Genomic DNA, 14,250 nt, shown 5'->3' on the forward strand with positions numbered 1-14,250 from the left:
ATGATCGACCTGTACGTCTATTACAAGGTGCGCGAGGCGGATGCGCCCGCGCTGGCGCCGCGGGTACGCGCGATGCAGGCGGCGCTCGCTTCGCGCCACGGCGTCGCCGTCCAGCTCAAGCGCCGGCCCGACAGCAAGGACGGCATGCAGACCTGGATGGAAGTCTATCCCGGCGCCGCCGATACCTTTGCCGATGCCGTCGACAGCGCCGCCCTCGGCGCCGGCCTCGCCGGCCTGATCAGCGGCCCGCGCCGCACCGAGGTATTCGTCGACCTGACTCCGGAGCTGAACCCATGTGCCTGATCGTATTTGCCTGGCGCGTGATTCCCGGCGTGCCGGTGATCGCCTGCGCCAATCGCGACGAGTTCTACGACCGTCCCGCCACCCCGGCCGGCCCCTGGCCGGAAAACCCGGACATCATCGCCGGCCGCGACCTGCAGGGCGGCGGCAGCTGGATGGGCGTGACGCGCTCGGGCCCGAACGGCCCGAAGTTCGCCGCGCTGACGAATATCCGCGCTCCCGGCGAACGGCGCAGCGACGCCCCCACGCGCGGCGCGCTGGTGGCCGACTTCCTCAAGGGCGACCTAGCCGCCCCGGCCTACCTGGACCACATCGCGCGTGGCGCCGGCGAGTACAACGGCTTCAACCTGATCCTGGGCGACCGCGAAGGCCTGTACTGGTTCTCGAACCGCGCCGGCGCCGACCCGCGCAACGGCAAGCCTCTCGACCCCGGCATCTACGGCGTCTCGAACGGCCTGCTGGATGCGCCCTGGCCGAAGGTGCTGCGCACCAAGGCCAGCTTCGCCAGCCTGCTGCTGCAGGGCGCACCCGAGGAAGCCTATTTCGAAATGCTGGCCGACACCACCCGCGCACCCGACCTGCGCCTGCCGGATACCGGCGTGCCGATCGAAGTCGAGCGCCAGTTGTCCGCGGTCTGCATCGAGATCCCGGGCTACGGCACCCGCACCTCCACCGTGGTCAGGCTGTACCAGGACGGCGAGCCGGAGCTGCATGAGCGGGTGTTGCAGCCTTGTCCGGAAGCGGAGACCTCATAGGATCTGCCGTTGTGCCGGGCAACGGCGCCTCAAGCCTCTCTACGCATGAACGGCGAATCGAACTGCTGCCGCCGCTCCACCGGCCGGGTCAACACCCGCAAGGCCACGTCCATCGCCACGCCGATTTCGGCGAGCCGGCGTGCCGCCGCCGGCATGCCGATGGCGCCGGCCTCATGAATCACGGCTTCGATCAGGAGTGCGGTCTTGTAGTCGGTGCGTCGTTCCATCGGCCGATGCTACCACGACCGCGATTCACTCCGGGCGCCGCACGACGTCGAGGTAGATGCCTGGATCCGACGAGAGTCCGCGCTTGACGTTCTGCGACAGCTCGTCGATCAGGGCTTCCTGTGCGCCTGCCTCGAGCGCCTCGTAGGCACGCGCGACCACTTCCGCGGGCGCCAGTTTCGGCAGGTCGATCCCGCGCGTCAGCTCGGTGTCGACGAAACCGACGTGCAGGCCCAGCACCTGGGTGCCCTGCTCCTTCAGCGCGATCCGCAAGCCATTGTTCACGCTCCAGGCGGCCGACTTGGTGGCGGCGTAGGCGGCCAGGCCCGGCGTGCTGATCCAGCTCGCCACCGACAGCACGTTCACGAAGGCGCCGCCATGGTGCTTCGCCAGCACGGGCGCAAAGGCCTGGCTGACGCGCAGCATCCCGTAGACGTTGGTCTCCATCATGCGCTGCAGGGCGGCGACGGCGTCGTCGTCGAGCAGGCTGCCGGGGCTGGCGATGCCGGCATTGTTGACGACCAGCGTGACGTCGCCGCAGGCGGCGGCCGCTTCCTTCACCTGGACCGGATCGTTGACGTCCAGCCGCACCGGCACCACACCCGGCAGGCGGACCGTGGCGGGATCGCGGGCGGCGGCGTAGACCTTGCGCGCGCCTTGGGCGAGGGCCTGGCGGGCGAACTCCGCGCCGAGGCCGCGGTTGGCGCCGGTGACGAAGACGATGGCGTTATCGAGTTTCATGGCATTCCTTTATATGACAGTCGTCATATTCGAGTTTCAAAAAAAGCCGCGCCCATGGGCACGGCATCCTCCGCCTCAGACCTTCGGGTCCGGGCGGACGTACTGCATCAGCACGGTCTCGCGGCAGGCCTGCAAGACCTCGTTACCTCCACCATCCGGCCCCAGCACCCGGGCCAACTGGATCGCGCCGACCAGGGTCGCGGCCAGCGTCCAGGCACTGCCGGGCGGCGCATCGGATGGCAGGGTTTCGGCGACCAGGGCGGCCAGTCCCCGTACCCGGTTGCGCGACACCTCGCGCAAGGCGTCCTGGGCGCGCTGCATGTCCGAGCCCACGGCCGCGACCGGGCAGCCGAGTTCCAGCGCCGCCATGTGCGTACCGGACAGGTATTCGTCTACCAGTGCCGCCAGCGGACTTTCGCCGGCATCCGTGCGGGCGCGCATGCGTTCACGCACCCGGGCGTTGCTCTGCTGGCCGGCGTGCTCCAGGGCTTCGGCCAGCAGCGCCTCGCGCGATTCGAAATGGGCATAGAAGCCGCCATGGGTCAGGCCGGCCTCCTTCATCACCTCCGCGACACCGACCCCGGCTACACCAGCACGGCGTACGGCGCGCGCAGCGGCATCGAGGATGCGCTCGTGGGACTGCAGATGGCGGGAAGATCGGGTAGTGGACATGGCGTCGGCTCCAATATGATGTGCATCATATTAGGACACGCAAGACGCCAGGTCAAGGAACAAGTGAACATACCGCGGGCGTCCGGCGCCGCGGTATCCATCACGGCCGTTCAGGCCGCCCTCAGCGGTCGGGATCGTTGCCCGTGGTGCCCGGGGCCGAGGTGCCGCCCGAGCCGCCCAGCCTGCCCTCGTCCGGCGTACCGGCTGCCGAGTCGCCGCCGGGCCTGCCCGGGTTGTCGGCCTGCGCATGTCCGGCCGGGAACACGTTCGCTTCCGGCGAACTGTGCAGGAAACCGCTTTGCTGGCTGCCATCCGCGCCGCCCTGTGCGTTCTGTCCGCCGCCCTGGGCGGGCTGGTCCTGCGTACCTTGCCCTCCCTTGTCTTTTTTGTTGCCCATCATGTCCTCCTGGTGCGATTACCGATGGAACTATCCTAGCGCCCCCGAGCGCCGGGCGAATAGGATGACTTCCCGGACCACTGTAGGACGAACACCAGCACGCATCCCAGGCCGAGCAGGACGGCAGCCAGGCCGAAGCAGGCGCGGAAACCGGCCACGAGCGCCGCCTGGCTGCCATCCGCCGCCGCGTTCATGAAGACGGCGCTCATCCCGGCAGCGCCGCCGATCAGGCCGAGATTGCGCGACAGGTTCAGCACTCCGGACACGAGTCCGCGCCGCTCGGGGGCCGCTGCCGACATCACCGCCGTGTTGTTTGCTGCCTGGAACAGCGCGTAGCCGGCGGTGAGCACGGCGATCGACACCACGTAGGCAGCCGGGCTCGACGGCGGCAGCATCCACGACAGGCAGGCGCCGGCGGCCATGCCCGCCAGGCCGGCGAGCAGGCTCCAGCGCGCCCCCAAGCGGTCCACGGCCCGTCCGGCCGGCAAGCCCGCAAGCGCCGCGGCGACCGGCCCGGCGGCCATCACGAAGCCCATCTTCCCTGCTTCCAGGCCCAGGACGCCGGTCAGATAGAAGGGGCCGACCACCAGCGTGGCCATCACCACCGCCGTCGCCAGCATGCTCGTGAGGACCCCGGCACAAATGACGGGATCGCGGACCAGGGCCGGCTCCACCAGCGGCGCGACGCTGCGCCGCTCGACGTGGACAAACAGGATCGCAGCGCCGGCGGCAAGCGCGAGGAACAGTCCGCGCGGCCCGGCAGCGCCCGTCGTTGCGAGGGCAAAGGCCGTCAGTGCGAACGCAAGCAGCAAGGTGCCGGCATGGTCGAAGCGCGGTTTCGCCTGCCGCGGAAGATCGGCGGGCAGGAAGCGCGCCGCGCAGGCGAAGGCCGCAACGCCGCAGCCCGCCTGCAGCAGGAACACGGCCGGCCAGCCGAATCGCGCGACCAGCACGCCGCCGAGCGAAGGCCCGAGGGCGGTGCCGGCCGCGGATACCGTGCCCAGCATGCCCATCGCGCGCCCGGTCTGCGCCGCGGGCAACACGTCCTTGACCGCCGCCATGGTCAGCGCCATCATCGCCGCCGCGCCGGCACCCTGCAGCAGGCGGGCGGCGACCAGCACCGGCAGCATTGGCGCCGCGGCGCCGAGCCCGGCGCCAAGGCTGAACAGGGCGATGCCCGTCATCAGCAGCCGCTTTCTCCCCACCAGGTCGCCGAGCCGGCCGGCCGCCACCACCAGTCCCGAAACGCCCAGCAGGTAGGCCAGCACGACCCATTGCACGGCGGGAAGCGGCGCCCGGAAAGCCTGCGCCAGCGCCGGCAGGGCCACGTTGGCGATGCTGGTTCCGAGCGAGGACAGCAAGGCGCTCAGCGACAGGCTGGCGAGGATGGCGGAATGCGGTTTCATGCCCATGGCTCCCTGTGGTTGGATATGAAAAGCGTAGCCGCACCGGGGATATGGCGGAAGATGCAGCATTTGCATTCAATCAGTGCATCGAACGCCACACTCCCGAGCGGACGTGCTATCGTGGCCCGATGTCGACGCCCGATCTGAATCTCCTCGTCACCCTCGACGTCCTGCTCGCCGAAGGCAATGTCGTGCGCGCCGCGCGCCGGCTGGGCCTGAGCGCGTCCGCCATGAGCCGCGCGCTGGCCCGCCTGCGCGAGACCACCGGCGACCCGCTGCTGGTACGCGCCGGACGCGGCCTGGTGCCGACGCCGCGGGCACTCGAGCTGCGCGCCCGTATCGGTCCGCTGGTCGAGGAAGCGAAGGCGGTGCTGCGTCCCGCCGTGCCGCTCGACCTGGGCCGGCTGGAGCGCAGCTTCACCCTGCGCACCAGCGACGGCTTCGTCGAGAACTTCGGACCGTTGCTGGTGGCGCGCGCCGCCGCCGAGGCGCCGGGCGTGCGTCTGCGATTCCTGCAGAAGACGGACAAGGACAGCACACCGCTGCGCGATGGCAGCGTCGACCTGGAAACGGGCGTGGTGGGCGGCGCCGCCAGCCCCGAACTGCGCACCCGCATCCTGTTCGAGGACGGTTTCGTCGGCGTGGTTCGCGCGGCGCATCCGCTTGCCGGCACGGCGATCACGCCGGCGGCCTATGCGGCGGCCAGGCATGTGCTGGTGAGTCGGCGCGGACGCGAACGGAGCAGCGTTGACGAGGCCCTCGACGCACTCGGACTGCAGCGCCGCATCGCCGCTTCGGTCGGCGGCTTCGCGGCCGCGCTCGCGCTCGCACGCGGATCGGACCTGGTCGCCACCGTCCCCGAGCGGCATACGGGCCGGCTGCGCGAAGGCATGGCCAGCTTCGCGCTTCCGTTCGCGGTCCCGGGCATATCGGTGTCGATGCTGTGGCATCCGCGCATGGATGCCGACCAGGCCCACCGCTGGCTGCGCGGCCTGCTGCTCGAGATCAGCGCCCCGGCCGTCAGCGCTTCAGCTGCGCCTTCAGCAGTTGCGTGAGCTGGGGCGTCGCCGCATAGGCGTCCGCCGGCGGCTTGCCGTGGACGATGGCGTCCATGCGCTCGGCCACCGCGCCCAGCGCCTGCGGATGCGAATAGATGTAGAAGCGGCCTTCGCGCACAGCGTCGAAGGTGATGGCGGCGACCTCGGCGGCCGTCACCTTGCCGGCATCGACCGCCTTGTTGATCAGGTCCCGGGCCGCCTGCTGGCTCGCCGTCGGCCCGCCATCGTTCTGCAGCTCGTGCGGCCGGTGGGCTTCCGAGCGCCCGATCCCGGTCGGCACGAAGTAGGGGCACAGGACCGAGGCCTGGACCGGGGCATCGACCAGGCGCAGGTCGTGATAGAGGGTTTCGCTCAGCGACACCACGGCATGCTTGGACACGTTGTAGACGCCCATCGCCGGCGGAGCCAGCAGCCCGGCCATCGAGGCCGTGTTGACGATATGCCCTTCGTAGGCGGGATCGCGGCGCGCGCATTCCAGCATGATCGGGGTGAACACGCGCACGCCGTGGATCACGCCCCACAGGTTCACGCCCAGCACCCATTCCCAGTCGGCCTGGCTGTTTTCCCAGATCAGGCCGCCCGCGCCGACGCCGGCATTGTTGAACACCAAGTGCACGCAATGGAAGCGGATCATCGCGGCATCGGCCAGCTCTTCGACGTGCTCGGCCTTGCTGACGTCGACCACCATCGACAGCACCTCGGCGCCGCCGGCCTGCAACTCGTCGGTGGCGCGCTCCAGCGCTCCCTTGTCGATGTCGGCGAGCACCAGTTTCATGCCCAGCCCCGCCGCCGTGTTGGCGAATTCGCGGCCCAGGCCGCTGCCCGCGCCGGTGATGACGGCTACCCGTCCTGCGAACTGCTTCATTGCACTCCTTCCCCGCGCCGTGCGCGGATCAGACCGCCGAAACGCCGCCGTCGACCGCCAGCACCTGTCCCGTGATGTGCTTGCCCGCATCGGACGCGAACAGGACCACCGCGCCCTTCAGGTCTTCGTCGTCGCCGAGCCGGCCCAGCGGCGCCTGCTGCGCCAGCCTGTCGGCGCCCACCGCCGCCAGTATGCCCCGGGTCATCTTCGAGGGGAAGAAACCCGGCGCGATCGCATTCACCGTGATGCCGTGGCGGCCCCATTCGCCGGCCAGGGTGCGGGTGAAATTGATGACCGCCGCCTTCGAGGTGTTATAGGCGATCGTTTGCATCGTGCCCGGCGGATTGCCGGCCAGGCCGGCGATCGAGGCGATGTTCACGATGCGGCCGCGGCCGCGCGGAATCATCGACAGCCGGCCGAAGGCCTGGCATAGCAGGAAGACGCTGCGCACGTTGAGGTTCATCACCTTGTCCCAGGCCTCGACCGGGAATGCCTCCGCCGGGGCGCCCCAGGTCGCGCCGGCATTGTTGACCAGGATGTCGACCTGGCCGAGAACCCGCATCGCCTCGCCGGCAAAGCCGCCGATCGCCGCTTCATCGGACAGGTCGGTGGCGATGCTGTGCGCTTCGATGCCACGCGCCGCCAGGCGGGCGCAGGCGTCATCGAGCTCGTCCTGCTTGCGCGCCGACACCAGCACGCGCGCGCCCTGCTCGCCCAGCGCCTCGGCCATCTGCAGGCCCAGGCCGCGCGACCCGCCAGTCACCACGGCGGTCTTGCCTTCCAGCGAAAACAGCTCCCTTACCGTGCGCATGGCGGCCTCCCGCTCAGACTTCGTAGTCCATGCACTGGCGCACTTCACGGATCGCGCCGATGAAGGGCACCAGCGCCTGGTGGGTCGGGTGCTTGGCATAGGCTTCGAGCGCGGCCTTGTCGGCGAACTCCGAGTACAGCACCACGTCATAGGTCGCTTCCAGGCCCGGCTGGGCCAGGGTCACCTCGAACTTGTGGATGCCGGGGACGATGCCGGCGCACTCGTCCAGGCGGCGCTTCATTTCGCGGGCATTGGCCGCGCGGTCGGCGCCTTCGGCGTGTTCCTTCAGTTTCCACATGACGATGTGCTTGAGCATGAGTTTCCTTCCTTGTTTCCAATGTGATCGAACGGATAGCGCCAAGCATACCGCCTGGGCGGCTGGATGGCGAGTGCGGGTGGATTTGCCTGCCCTCTCGTGCTGGTGGCCGGGTTTTTAGTTTGGGTTTGCTCCACCTGTCGGTTAGTTGCATTTAAATGTCAGCGTGGACGGCGATGGGAGGTGCTTGCCGGCGCACGCCCGGCCATTTGCATCCGCGCTCGGTTAGTTGCAGAATATGGCATGGACCAACTCGCCGCCTGGGATGCCGATCCCCTCAAACGCTTCAGCGCCTTCGTCGCCTCGCCCGACTTCGTCCTGACCTCGAGCCGCCAGCGCGAAGACAATCCGAAGCCGGTGTCGCCGGAATCCGCCGCCATCTACAAGTTCATGTTCGGGAAGTTCGCCGCCTGGATGCTGGAGGAGCGCCTCAAGATGTCGACCGTGACGGCGCGCGACCTGCACCGCTTCGTGCAGCTGGCCCACGACGGCCACCGCGACCTGAACAGCAAGATCGCCTACCGCTACCTGCGCCTGCTGGAGCGCTGCTACGACTACCTGCAGAGTGCGCCGAACCCGGCGCGCGAAGCCATCGTCGGCATCGACCGCGCCCAGATCACCCGCGACGCCCCGATGACCGCCCTCAACGCGGACGAGCTGGCGCGCTTCCTGGCCGCCCTGCCCGGCCGCCGCGCCGATGACGAGGGCAAGGCCTCGGGCTGGAAGCGCCGCCGCGACCGCGCGATGCAGGTGACGATGGCATTGGCCGGCCTGCGCGTGGCCGAAGCGATCGGCCTGCTGGTGGACGAGATCGGCCGCCAGCCCGACGTCGAAGGCGGCCTGCGGCTCGACATCACGCCCGAGCACAAGCACCGCACCAGCTACGAGCACGCCACCACCCTGCCGAAGGAAGGCGTGGCCGAACTGCTGGCCTGGCTGGATGAGCGGCAGGCACTCAAGATTCCAGGCGAGCTGGTGTTTCCCGCCAACCTGGAGGGCGAAGCGCTGCACAAGGCCACCGTCTACCGCCAGGTCAAGGCGACCTTCGAGCGCGCCGGACTGGCCGTGCCGCGCGCCGGCGGACGCACCCTGCGCAATACCTTCGCCTCGCAGCAACTGCGCCAGGGCACGCCGCAAAGCGAGCTCACCACCGCACTGGGCCTCGCACTCGAACGATCGGCAGAGGCTTATAAGTACGCCAAAGTCAATCCGGAAACCCAGGCGCCGGAAGCCGGTCCAAAGGACAAGGACGCCTGATTCCATCCAGCGCGCATAAGGAAGCAGTCGAACAGTTCATCTGTAAGTTTCGTGTAAGTTTGGAGCAAGCACCGCGTAAGTTTCGCGGCGCAGAGTCGCTGCCGTAGCTGGCGTAAATATCGGCTACCCATTGACAATACAACTCAATACGGAGACTACAATGGCTATCACCCCCGGCATGACAGCCGGCGGCAAGGCATCGCCTTCCGCCGGCGGACTCACCCGGGAAGAACGCAAGATCATCTTTGCGTCTTCCCTCGGCACGGTTTTCGAGTGGTATGACTTCTACCTCTACGGCTCTCTTGCGGCCGTGATCGCCAAGCAGTTCTTCGTCGGCGACCCCACCACCACCTTCATCTTCGCCCTGCTGGCCTTTGCCGCCGGCTTCCTCGTGCGCCCCTTCGGCGCGCTGGTGTTCGGCCGCCTCGGCGACATGATCGGCCGCAAGTACACCTTCCTGGTCACCATCCTGATCATGGGCGGCTCGACCTTCATCGTCGGCCTGCTGCCGTCCTACGCCTCGATCGGCATCGCCGCGCCCATCATCCTGGTCTCGCTGCGCATCCTGCAGGGCCTGGCCCTGGGCGGCGAGTATGGCGGCGCCGCCACCTACGTGGCCGAGCACGCGCCGGAAGGCCGCCGCGGCTATTTCACCGCCTGGATCCAGACCACCGCCACGCTCGGGCTCTTCCTGTCGCTGCTGGTGATCCTGGGCGTGCGCACCTCGATGGACACCAAGGCCTTCGACGCCTGGGGCTGGCGCATTCCCTTCCTGGTGTCGGTACTGCTGCTGGGCATTTCGGTGTGGATCCGGATGTCGATGAGCGAGTCGCCGGCCTTCGCCAAGATGAAAGCCGAGGGCAAGACCTCGAAGGCGCCGCTGTCCGAAGCCTTCCTGACCTGGAGCAATGCCAAGATCGCCCTGCTGGCGCTGGTCGGCGTGGTGATGGGCCAGGCCGTGGTCTGGTACACCGGCCAGTTCTACGCCCTGTTCTTCCTGACCCAGACCCTGAAGATCGATGCGGCCACCGCCAACATCATGATCGCGGTCGCCCTCGCCCTGGCCACACCCTTCTTCATCGTGTTCGGCTCGCTGTCCGACCGCATCGGCCGCAAGCCCATCATCATGGCAGGCTGCCTGATCGCGGCCCTGACCTACTTCCCGATCTTCAAGGGCCTGACCAGCTACGGCAACCCGGCCCTGGCGACCGCGTTGCAGAACTCGCCGGTGGTGGTGGTGGCCGATCCGGCCGACTGCCACTTCCAGTTCAAGGCGACCGGCAAGGAAATCTACTCCTCGTCCTGCGACATCGCGACCGCCCAGCTGACCGCCGCCTCGGTCAGCTACACCCGCCAGGATGCGCCGGCCGGCACCGTTGCCAGCGTCCACATCGGCGACAAGGTCTACCCGTCCTTCGCCGCCACCAAGACGCCCGACGGCCTCGACCTCGACAAGGCCAGCAAGGCCCGCGAAACCGCACTGAAGTCCGACCTGGGCGCCGCCCTGAAGACTGCCGGCTACCCGGCCAAGGCCGATCCTGCCACGATCAACAAGCCGATGGTGGTGCTGCTGCTGTTCGTGCTGGTGCTGTACGTGACCATGGTCTACGGTCCGGTGGCGGCGATGCTGGTCGAGATGTTCCCGACCCGGATCCGCTACACCTCGATGTCCCTGCCCTACCACATCGGCAACGGCTGGTTCGGCGGCCTGCTGCCGACCTTCGCCTTCGCGATGGTGGCGGCGAAAGGCGACATCTACTACGGCCTGTGGTATCCGATCGTCATTGCGGCGATTACCTTCGTGATCGGCATGCTGTTCGTGCGGGAGACGAAGGACAATAATATCTACGCTGCAGACTGAGTTAGTTGGGCGTGGGCACGCCGTGCCCACGTTCTTTCATTGGTAGGCCGGCACCCGGCTCCACGCCCGCATCCGGAACGCCGCCCAGGCCGTCAGCATGGCCCCCGCCACCAGCACCAGCCGCGTATCGACCAAGGTCAGCACCGCGCCCGCCGCCGCCATCAGGATGTTCGCCAGGCAGAAGGTCGTCGACAGCAGGCCCATCACCGCGCCCTGGCCGTGGCCGCCGAAGCGGTCCGCCGCCCATACCTGGATCACCGCGTTGTAGCAGGCATGCGGCAGCCCGAACAGCATGATGCCGGCCAGGCCGATCCATAGCTGTCCGGTGCCCAGCGAGGCGATCGCCAGCGCCACCGCCAGCGCCAGGAAGGCCGCGCGGCGCAGGGGATCGTCACGATTTTGCCGTCCGGCAAAAACAGCCGTAAAGCTCATCAGCGCGCACATGCCGACGTTGACAAGCGAGATCGCACGCGTATCGTAGCGACCGACCTCGACCAGCCACAGCGGATAGAACTCGTAGAAGGCGGTCACGCCGCAGGTATAGGCCAGCTGGACCACGAACAGCATGCGCAGGCCGTCGTGGCGCAGCAGGTTGAAGGCATGCTTCTCGCGCGCCACCGCCCACCAGCCGGGACCGTGGACGCTCGGCTCGCGCTTGAGGCTGATCGCCACCAGCACCGTCCCCAGCAGCAGCGCGCCGGCGGCGATATAGAAAGGCACGGTGACGCCGAAGCCGATCGTCAGCCCGGCCAGCAAGGGACCGAACAGCCAGCCCAGGGTGAAGGAACCGTTCAGCCAGGACAGCGCATGGTTGCGCACCGGGCCTTGCAGGCGGTCGGCCAGCATGGCACGGACGATGGCGCCCTGGCCTTCCAGCAGGCCGGTGCCGAAGCGCGCCAGCAGGAACAGCGGATAGGAACCCATCGCCAGCGCCCAGGCGGTCAGCACATGGCCGACGGCCGCGCCGGCCGCGGTCCACAGCAGCAGCGGACGGCGGCCGAAACGGTCGGACAGGGAGCCGAGCACGGCGGTGCCGATCAGCAGCCCGATGGGATTGACCATCAGGGCGATGGCGAACAGCAGCTTGGGCGGCAGGCCCAGGAAGTTGGTGAGGCCATTGGCGGCGCCCGCAGTTTCCACACCCGCGAACAGCGGCGGCAGGATCGGGTAAGGCAGCGAAGCGCCGGTCGTCGACAGCAGGCCGAGCAGGCAGGCGGTCGCGATCAGGAGGGCATTTTTCACAGCGGGCTCGAGTACGGTAAGGATGTCGAGCCTAACATGAGCGAGGCCATGCGCGCATCAGGGGCATCGCCGGCGAATATTACCTACCGTCGTTCCCGCTCCCTCTCCCCGTCGTCCCCGCGAAGGCGGGGACCCAAGTTTGTATGATCTAACGTGACGCAAGCAGAACTTGGGGCCTCGCGCAGCGAGGCGCCTTCGCGGGAACGACGGTGGGCGTGCGGCAACGACGTGCGAACGTCAGCTATTGAACCCCCGCCCCTCAGCCGCCAAACGCTGCAGCAAGGACGCCGGCTTCCAGGCCTCCCCATGGTAGCCGCGCGAGTACTTCTCGATCGCCGCCAGCACATTCGCCAGGCCCACGGTATCGGCATGGAACATCGGCCCGCCGCGGTAGAGCGGGAAGCCGTAGCCGGTCAGGTAGACCATGTCGATGTCGGAGGCGCGCAAGGCGATGCCTTCTTCCAGGATCTTCGCGCCCTCGTTGACCAGGGCGTAGACCAGGCGCTCGACGATTTCCTGGTCGCCGATCTCGCGGCGCTGGATTCCCAGGTCCTTCGCGTGCCGGACGATCATGTCGTCGACCCACTGCGAAGGATGCGGGGTGCGGTCGCCGGCCTGGTAGTCGTACCAGCCGCCGCCCGTCTTCTGGCCGAAGCGGCCCGCTTCGCACAGCAGGTCGGCGGTCTTCGAATAGGCCACCTCCGGCGTCTCGAGCGCGCGGCGCTTGCGGATGGCCCAGCCGATGTCGTTGCCGGCCAGGTCGCCCATGCGGAAGGGCCCCATGGCGAAGCCGAACTGTTCGATCGCGCGGTCCACCTGCTGCGGCAGCGCGCCCTCGTCCAGCAGGAAGCCGGCCTGGCGGATGTACTGCTCGACCATGCGGTTGCCGATGAAGCCGTCGCAGACCCCGCTTACCACGCCGGTCTTCTTCAGCTTCTTCGACAGCGCCAGCGCGGTGGCCAGCACGTCCTTGCCGGTCCGCTCGCCGCGCACGATCTCGAGCAGCTTCATCACGTTGGCCGGGCTGAAGAAATGCAGGCCGATCACGTCCTGCGGGCGGGAGGTGAAGGATGCGATCCTGTTCAGGTCCAGGGTCGAGGTGTTCGAGGCCAGGATGGCGCCCGGGCGCATCACCTGGTCGAGCTGGCGGAACACGCTCTCCTTGACGCCCATGTCTTCGAACACCGCTTCGATCACGATGTCGGCCTGGGCGATGTCGGCGTAGTCGAGGGTGCCCTTCACCAGGCCAATCCTCTGCTCGAATTTCTCGGGCGCCAGCTTGCCCTTCCTGACGGTGTTCTCGTAATTCTTGCGGATCGTGGCCAGGCCCTTGTCCAGGGCTTCCTGCCTGGTCTCGAGGATGGTGACGGGGATGCCGGCGTTCGCGAAGTTCATCGCGATGCCGCCGCCCATGGTGCCGGCGCCGATCACGGCGGCGGAGCGGATCTCGCGCACCGGCGTATCGGACGGCACGTCCGGGATCTTGCCGGCGGCGCGCTCGGCAAAGAAGGCGTGGCGCAGGGCTTTCGATTCGACGGTCTGGGTCAGGTGGATGAAGCGCGAGCGCTCGAACTTGCAGCCCTCTTCGAAGGGCATGTTCACCGAAGCGGCGATGGTCTCGACGCATTCCAGCGGCGCCGGGAAGGCGCCCGCAAGCGCCTTCACCCTGGCGCGGGCGGCATCGAGGAAGGCCTGGGCGTCGGCATGTTCGACCTGGCGCTCGCGGACCTTCGGCAGAGGACGCACATCGGCGACCTTGTTGGCGAAGGCGACGGCGGCGGCTACGAGCTCGGTCCCGGCCGGGAACACCTCGTCGAACAAACTGCCGGCCAGCTTCTCGGACGGTACCGGATTGCCGGACACGATCATGTCCAGCGCGGCCTCGAGGCCGATCACGCGCGGCAGGCGCTGGGTGCCGCCGGCGCCCGGCAGCAGGCCGAGCTTCACTTCCGGCAGCGCGATCTGGGCGCCCGGCACGGCCACGCGGTAGTTGCAGCCCAGCGCCAGTTCCAGGCCGCCCCCCATGCAGACGCTATGGATGGCGGCGACCACCGGCTTGCTCGACCCCTCCGCGGTGCGGATCAGGGTATGCAGGGTCGGCTCGGTCAGCGCCTTCGGCGAATTGAATTCGCGGATGTCGGCGCCGCCCGAGAAGGCCTTGCCGGCGCCGGTGATGACGATCGCCTTGACCAGGGGATCGGCTTCGGCGAGCTGCAGCACCTCGACGGCGGCGGTGCGCGTCGCCAGCCCGAGGCCGTTGACCGGCGGGTTGTTCAGCGTAATGACGGCGACGTTGTTCTGGACCTGGTAATCGGCGCTCATGGGGTCTCCTTGGACTTGGTAT

General features: G+C 68.3%; 15 protein-coding genes. 5 read left to right on the top strand and 10 right to left on the bottom strand.

All coding sequences use genetic code 11. From position 1 onward, the window contains the following. Both AC1DOQ_RS05510 and AC1DOQ_RS05515 read left to right on the top strand, forming a co-directional pair. Complete coding sequence (locus AC1DOQ_RS05510; RefSeq protein ID WP_477361024.1) at positions 1-303, top strand: DUF4936 family protein; 303 nt, start codon at positions 1-3, stop codon at positions 301-303. Next, complete coding sequence (locus AC1DOQ_RS05515) at positions 294-1,055, top strand: NRDE family protein (RefSeq protein ID WP_477361026.1); 762 nt, start codon at positions 294-296, stop codon at positions 1,053-1,055. The genes AC1DOQ_RS05510 and AC1DOQ_RS05515 overlap by 10 nt, the downstream gene beginning before the upstream one ends. Positions 1,056-1,084: 29 nt before the next feature. On the opposite strand, the gene AC1DOQ_RS05520 is transcribed toward AC1DOQ_RS05515, so the two are convergent. The 5 genes from AC1DOQ_RS05520 to AC1DOQ_RS05540 all read right to left on the bottom strand — a co-directional run bounded on the left by AC1DOQ_RS05520 (position 1,085) and on the right by AC1DOQ_RS05540 (position 4,496). After that, positions 1,085-1,282 (bottom strand): hypothetical protein, encoded by a 198-nt coding sequence (locus AC1DOQ_RS05520; RefSeq protein ID WP_477361028.1) that lies wholly within the window; start codon positions 1,280-1,282, stop codon positions 1,085-1,087. Between the two features lie 25 nt (positions 1,283-1,307). Next, entirely contained in the window at positions 1,308-2,021 is a 714-nt protein-coding gene (locus tag AC1DOQ_RS05525) for an SDR family oxidoreductase (protein WP_477361030.1), read from the bottom strand. 75 nt (positions 2,022-2,096) lie between these two features. Continuing rightward, a complete protein-coding gene (locus tag AC1DOQ_RS05530) occupies positions 2,097-2,693 on the bottom strand; it encodes a TetR/AcrR family transcriptional regulator (protein ID WP_477361032.1) in 597 nt (198 codons plus the stop codon). 121 nt (positions 2,694-2,814) lie between these two features. Continuing rightward, the gene (locus tag AC1DOQ_RS05535) at positions 2,815-3,090 is read right to left on the bottom strand and encodes a hypothetical protein (protein ID WP_477361033.1); all 276 of its coding nucleotides are present in this window, start codon (positions 3,088-3,090) and stop codon (positions 2,815-2,817) included. Between the two features lie 35 nt (positions 3,091-3,125). Next, positions 3,126-4,496 (bottom strand): MFS transporter, encoded by a 1,371-nt coding sequence (locus tag AC1DOQ_RS05540; RefSeq protein WP_477361035.1) that lies wholly within the window; start codon positions 4,494-4,496, stop codon positions 3,126-3,128. 128 nt (positions 4,497-4,624) lie between these two features. Between AC1DOQ_RS05540 and AC1DOQ_RS05545 the strand changes: the two genes are divergently transcribed. Then, positions 4,625-5,551, top strand: coding sequence for a LysR family transcriptional regulator (locus AC1DOQ_RS05545; protein WP_477361037.1), 927 nt, complete (start codon positions 4,625-4,627; stop codon positions 5,549-5,551). Here the strand turns inward: AC1DOQ_RS05545 and AC1DOQ_RS05550 are convergent. The 3 genes from AC1DOQ_RS05550 to AC1DOQ_RS05560 are packed head-to-tail and all read right to left on the bottom strand — an operon-like array spanning position 5,517 to position 7,546. Then, the gene (locus AC1DOQ_RS05550; RefSeq protein WP_477361039.1) at positions 5,517-6,419 is read right to left on the bottom strand and encodes an SDR family oxidoreductase; all 903 of its coding nucleotides are present in this window, start codon (positions 6,417-6,419) and stop codon (positions 5,517-5,519) included. The genes AC1DOQ_RS05545 and AC1DOQ_RS05550 overlap by 35 nt on opposite strands. Before the next feature lie 28 nt (positions 6,420-6,447). After that, positions 6,448-7,230: an SDR family oxidoreductase gene (locus tag AC1DOQ_RS05555; protein ID WP_477361041.1), complete on the bottom strand. Its 783-nt coding sequence runs from the start codon at positions 7,228-7,230 to the stop codon at positions 6,448-6,450. 13 nt (positions 7,231-7,243) lie between these two features. Beyond that, entirely contained in the window at positions 7,244-7,546 is a 303-nt protein-coding gene (locus AC1DOQ_RS05560) for a Dabb family protein (RefSeq protein WP_477361043.1), read from the bottom strand. A gap of 243 nt (positions 7,547-7,789) precedes the next feature. Between AC1DOQ_RS05560 and AC1DOQ_RS05565 the strand changes: the two genes are divergently transcribed. Both AC1DOQ_RS05565 and AC1DOQ_RS05570 read left to right on the top strand, forming a co-directional pair. After that, positions 7,790-8,803 (top strand): tyrosine-type recombinase/integrase, encoded by a 1,014-nt coding sequence (locus AC1DOQ_RS05565; protein ID WP_477361045.1) that lies wholly within the window; start codon positions 7,790-7,792, stop codon positions 8,801-8,803. A 160-nt stretch (positions 8,804-8,963) separates the two neighbouring features. Next, positions 8,964-10,664, top strand: a complete 1,701-nt coding sequence (locus AC1DOQ_RS05570) for an MFS transporter (RefSeq protein ID WP_477361047.1) — start codon at positions 8,964-8,966, stop codon at positions 10,662-10,664. 36 nt (positions 10,665-10,700) lie between these two features. Here the strand turns inward: AC1DOQ_RS05570 and AC1DOQ_RS05575 are convergent, their stop codons facing one another. Beyond that, positions 10,701-11,906, bottom strand: a complete 1,206-nt coding sequence (locus AC1DOQ_RS05575) for an MFS transporter (RefSeq protein WP_477361049.1) — start codon at positions 11,904-11,906, stop codon at positions 10,701-10,703. Between the two features lie 237 nt (positions 11,907-12,143). Continuing rightward, complete coding sequence (locus AC1DOQ_RS05580; RefSeq protein WP_477361051.1) at positions 12,144-14,228, bottom strand: 3-hydroxyacyl-CoA dehydrogenase NAD-binding domain-containing protein; 2,085 nt, start codon at positions 14,226-14,228, stop codon at positions 12,144-12,146. Positions 14,229-14,250 lie beyond the last annotated feature (22 nt).

The sequence above is a fragment of the Massilia sp. 01N417 genome (assembly GCF_056399645.1).

Excerpts from the sequence above, each read along its gene's own strand:
- AC1DOQ_RS05510 (WP_477361024.1), top strand. The coding sequence starts at position 1 with ATGATCGACCTGTACGTCTATTACAAGGTGCGCGAGGCGGATGCGCCC.
- AC1DOQ_RS05515 (WP_477361026.1), top strand. The coding sequence starts at position 294 with ATGTGCCTGATCGTATTTGCCTGGCGCGTGATTCCCGGCGTGCCGGTG.
- AC1DOQ_RS05520 (WP_477361028.1), bottom strand. The coding sequence starts at position 1,282 with ATGGAACGACGCACCGACTACAAGACCGCACTCCTGATCGAAGCCGTG.
- AC1DOQ_RS05525 (WP_477361030.1), bottom strand. The coding sequence starts at position 2,021 with ATGAAACTCGATAACGCCATCGTCTTCGTCACCGGCGCCAACCGCGGC.
- AC1DOQ_RS05530 (WP_477361032.1), bottom strand. The coding sequence starts at position 2,693 with ATGTCCACTACCCGATCTTCCCGCCATCTGCAGTCCCACGAGCGCATC.
- AC1DOQ_RS05535 (WP_477361033.1), bottom strand. The coding sequence starts at position 3,090 with ATGGGCAACAAAAAAGACAAGGGAGGGCAAGGTACGCAGGACCAGCCC.
- AC1DOQ_RS05540 (WP_477361035.1), bottom strand. The coding sequence starts at position 4,496 with ATGAAACCGCATTCCGCCATCCTCGCCAGCCTGTCGCTGAGCGCCTTG.
- AC1DOQ_RS05545 (WP_477361037.1), top strand. The coding sequence starts at position 4,625 with ATGTCGACGCCCGATCTGAATCTCCTCGTCACCCTCGACGTCCTGCTC.
- AC1DOQ_RS05550 (WP_477361039.1), bottom strand. The coding sequence starts at position 6,419 with ATGAAGCAGTTCGCAGGACGGGTAGCCGTCATCACCGGCGCGGGCAGC.
- AC1DOQ_RS05555 (WP_477361041.1), bottom strand. The coding sequence starts at position 7,230 with ATGCGCACGGTAAGGGAGCTGTTTTCGCTGGAAGGCAAGACCGCCGTG.
- AC1DOQ_RS05560 (WP_477361043.1), bottom strand. The coding sequence starts at position 7,546 with ATGCTCAAGCACATCGTCATGTGGAAACTGAAGGAACACGCCGAAGGC.
- AC1DOQ_RS05565 (WP_477361045.1), top strand. The coding sequence starts at position 7,790 with ATGGACCAACTCGCCGCCTGGGATGCCGATCCCCTCAAACGCTTCAGC.
- AC1DOQ_RS05570 (WP_477361047.1), top strand. The coding sequence starts at position 8,964 with ATGGCTATCACCCCCGGCATGACAGCCGGCGGCAAGGCATCGCCTTCC.
- AC1DOQ_RS05580 (WP_477361051.1), bottom strand. The coding sequence starts at position 14,228 with ATGAGCGCCGATTACCAGGTCCAGAACAACGTCGCCGTCATTACGCTG.